Here is a 292-nt window from a genome sequence, read left to right as displayed (position 1 = left end):
CCGACCCTTCGGGCCTTCCCCGTTTTCCTTCCGGTTCCCCGGGCCGACGTTCTCCGCCAGGCTGGTCAGCGTTTCCTGCATTTCCGCGCGCACGTTGATCCAGTTGGAAAGATTGATGACGGCAGCCAGCCCGACCATCGCCACAGACAGCACCGCCACCGCAATCAGAATAAACTTCCGCCTGATGCCCTGTATCATTTTCCATCCTCCAGAGAATATCCCACGCCCCGGGTCGCCCGGATGGTCACGCTGGTTCCCAGTTCCTTCAGCACCTTCCGCAGGTTGAACACCG

General features: G+C 60.6%; 1 protein-coding gene. It reads right to left on the bottom strand.

Features of this window, described 5'->3' with window-relative positions; all coding sequences use genetic code 11:
* Positions 1-198: type IV pilus modification PilV family protein (locus P6709_RS19805; protein ID WP_278242623.1), on the bottom strand; the 198-nt coding region annotated here is incomplete at its 3' end.
* Positions 199-292 lie beyond the last annotated feature (94 nt).

This window comes from Jeotgalibacillus sp. ET6 (assembly GCF_029667115.1).
Lineage (GTDB): Bacteria > Bacillota > Bacilli > Bacillales > Jeotgalibacillaceae > Jeotgalibacillus.
The sequence above is the reverse complement of the archived record's forward strand: the minus strand, read 5'-3'. Positions and strand labels throughout refer to the sequence as shown.